We start from the raw sequence: 3,279 nt of genomic DNA on the forward strand, positions 1-3,279 counted from the left end.
ATGCTTTATTCAACTATTTCAATCATAAATGGCACAGAAACAATGAAATAATAAAAACCATCAAAAACATGATACAAAAAGCAGCCTAAATAAATGAAAAAAAGGATATACCAATTTCCACACTAATATTGACATTACCTCATTCCCCCACCGCCAAAAAATATTCTATTTTTTAACTTGAAATTTAACTATAAAGGTATTATCCTCGTAAGGTTTTATATGGCAAAGTACAGAGAAAAATGCCTTCGCTCCCGCTTATGCGGCTGTGGTCGAAGTTATATGCCGGCCTGGGAGCACTAAGGGAATTGCTTGCTGACAGCTGATGAATCGAATTGTCCTATCAAGCTATATCGCATCCGAGAATATGCTGCTGGAAAAATGAAGCGTAGCTTGATATCAAATATGGATTCAACCGAGTCGCAATTCTCGTGGCCGGGGGTAGTATGCTCAAAACCGGCGATAAGGATTTCTCTCTTTCCTGCCAATCAATCATTGTCGATAAGACACTCGACCAACACAATCCTTCAAACAATTGAAGATCCGCAGATGGAATGGGGTTATTGAAATCTATGAATGACGACTGTGGATCGGAATCACAATTACGGCAAGAGATGAAATCGCAAGTCTTGCCGCGACCGGGGGCATTAACCAGTCCATATCAAGGTGCGGGGGCTCACCGGGGAGGTTCTATTTTAATATCCGAAACTTACACCACCAAAGACCTGCAGATGACATCCGGCAAACCGTTTCTGACCAACCTGGCGGCCAAGATGGATTATATCGGATATCTCGAGGATGAGCATTGTTATGTCAATTTAACCGGTTACTATGGCTACCTGGAGACCGCTTATTATATATCGCAGGAGCTTAAAGCTGAGGATAAGGATATTCACCCGGCCTGCGGCGAGGTGCTGGATGCCTATGTGGTTCCGATTTTCCTTGAAAAAGCCAAGCTGGCCGGCCTGCCTGTTCCGGAATATTATATCACCAACGGTTATTTCGAGCCGCCGGTTATCGTTGATTCCATGAATCCTTTCATGTCCCGTCAGAGTGTGGTTCTTCGAAACGGGCATCAGGAGCGAGTGGCTAAATCACTGACCCGGAACTTTACCTACGCCATCTGTTGTCAGGATTTTCCGGAGGGAGCGAAAATCGGCACTTTCCGTTCGATCCTGGGATGGAGCGTCAAGCCCCAGTTTCAACCGCTGGCCGAGGCGGTCTGGAGAGTCTTTCGTATCCCTTTGGCCGTGGTTCGCATCATAATCCTTGAGAACGGCGAAATGATGCTCAGCAACCTTCAGCCGCTTCCCTTCGTTCGCCTTTCCCCGAGGGAATTGAGATATATCGAAAGTAGAGTCCAATGGCCAATATAGGTGTTTTCATTGAGCGCTACACGCTCACCCGGTCGGAAGAGGTAGGGGCTCTCATGAAACTGGGACAGGTGGCGCACCTGCAGGGGCACCGCCTCGATTTCCTTTTTCGCCCCGATATGTACAAGATTCCCCAGTACGATGCCATTTTCATACGGGCCCTGACCGATCCGCTCAACTCAACCTACATCGCGGCGCGCCTGGCGCAGTTGAACGGCCTGCGGGTCATTGATGATCCCGAATCAATAATTGTCTGCTGTGACAAGGTCAATATGTACCGTCACCTGCAAAAGGCGGGAGTGCCGATGCCCGATACCCGGTTTCTCAAGGAATCGGACCTGACCGCCGAGACCGGCTCGCTTCTGCTGGAGACAATGGGCAGCCCTCTGGTGCTCAAGGCCCCTAACTCCAGTTTCTCTCTCTATGTCGAAAGAGTCTCCTCACCCGAGGAATTTGTCCGTGTCGGCAAGAGATTTCTGCGCCGGGCCGACCGGGTCGTGGCGCAGCGCTTCGTGCAGTCCGAATACGACTGGCGCGTGGGCGTGCTGGGCGGCGAACCGCTCTATGTCTGCCAGTATCTCATTCCCAAAAAAAGATGGAAAATCACTACCTACACCGAGGGCGGACGGGAAATTTCCGGAAATGTCAAAGGTTTTGAGCTGTCCAAGGTCAATCCCAAACTGATCGATACCGCCGTTCAGGCTGCCAGAGCTATCGGCACCGGCCTTTATGGTATCGACTTGAAGCAGGCCGGTGATGGCTTTGTCGTCATTGAAGTCAACGACAATCCCACCATTGCCGAGGATGAGGAAGATCAGAAAGCCCCCCATATCTACGAACGCCTCATCCGTTACCTGGCCGGAGAATGGGGCCAATAATGTCTTCCCAAAGCATTATCAGAAAGGGGTCCCACAAGGATCTCGAGGCTTTGCTCTGTCTGGAAGAAAAAGGTTTTGAACGGGATCGATTCAGCCGCGGCCAATTCCGTTATCTCCTGAATCGGGCCAACGCCTCGACCTATGTCGTTCATGAAAACGGACATATTCGGGGAGCGGCGATCATGCTCTGGCGCCGTTCATCTCCCACCTGCCGTCTTTACTCCATCGTCATCGACCCGGCGCATCATGGAAAAGGAATGGGTGCAAAGCTGATGGAAGCCTGCGAAAAGGAGGCCCTCAAACGAGAGTGCGGCCGGATCGTTCTGGAGGTTCGCGCCGATAATAAAGCGGCCATCAATCTCTACGAAAAATTCGGCTACAAAATTCAGAAGACTCTGAGAGGATATTATTCCGATGGGGTCAACGGACTTCAAATGTCAAAGCCGATCGGAATCAGCGACAAGCCGGAAATCCTGCTGGATATTCCCTACTTTCCTCAGACCCTCGATTTTACCTGCGGCTCGGCCTGCGTAATGATGGCCATGAAATATTTTCAACCGAAGCTGGAACTGACCCGGGCCATGGAATTGACCATGTGGAAAGAATCGACCACCATCTTCATGAGTGCCGGTTTCGGCGGCTGCGGGCCGGTTGGACTGGCGGTGGCGGCGGCCCGGCGCGGATACAAATGCCGGGTCATCATGGGTAAAAGACAGACCCCGTTTATCTCTTCGGTGCGAAGCAAAGAAAAAAAGGAAGTCGTGCGGATTGTTCACGAGACCCTGCGCGAGGAGGCCAAAACCCTCGGAATTATCGAAGAGTATTATAATTTCACTTATGCCGACATTGCCGAGGCCCTTCGCCGGGGAACCGTTCCGATTGTGCTGGTAAGTACCTATCGCCTGCATCAGGACCGCTCGCCGCACTGGGTGGTGGTCACCGGCTTCGACCGCCATAATATCTATTATCACGACCCCTATAAAAATTTCTATGAGCACGGCAGCAAAGAGGCCCAGAATATCCGCATCCCG

At 50.8% G+C, this 3,279-nt stretch carries 3 protein-coding genes; all 3 read left to right on the top strand.

What is annotated here, in order from left to right; genetic code table 11:
• The first annotated feature begins 728 nt into the window (after nucleotides 1–728).
• Nucleotides 729–1,373, top strand: coding sequence for a RimK-like ATPgrasp N-terminal domain-containing protein (locus tag NT002_01295; protein MCX6827907.1), 645 nt, complete (start codon nucleotides 729–731; stop codon nucleotides 1,371–1,373).
• The gene (locus NT002_01300) at nucleotides 1,361–2,248 is read left to right on the top strand and encodes a RimK family alpha-L-glutamate ligase (GenBank protein ID MCX6827908.1); all 888 of its coding nucleotides are present in this window, start codon (nucleotides 1,361–1,363) and stop codon (nucleotides 2,246–2,248) included. Before NT002_01295 ends, NT002_01300 begins: the two co-directional genes overlap by 13 nt.
• The coding region (locus NT002_01305; protein ID MCX6827909.1) for a GNAT family N-acetyltransferase/peptidase C39 family protein at nucleotides 2,248–3,279 on the top strand (1,032 nt) is incomplete at its 3' end. The genes NT002_01300 and NT002_01305, both read left to right, overlap by 1 nt.

It is taken from the genome of Candidatus Zixiibacteriota bacterium (assembly GCA_026397505.1).
GTDB lineage: Bacteria > Zixibacteria > MSB-5A5 > GN15 > PGXB01 > JAPLUR01.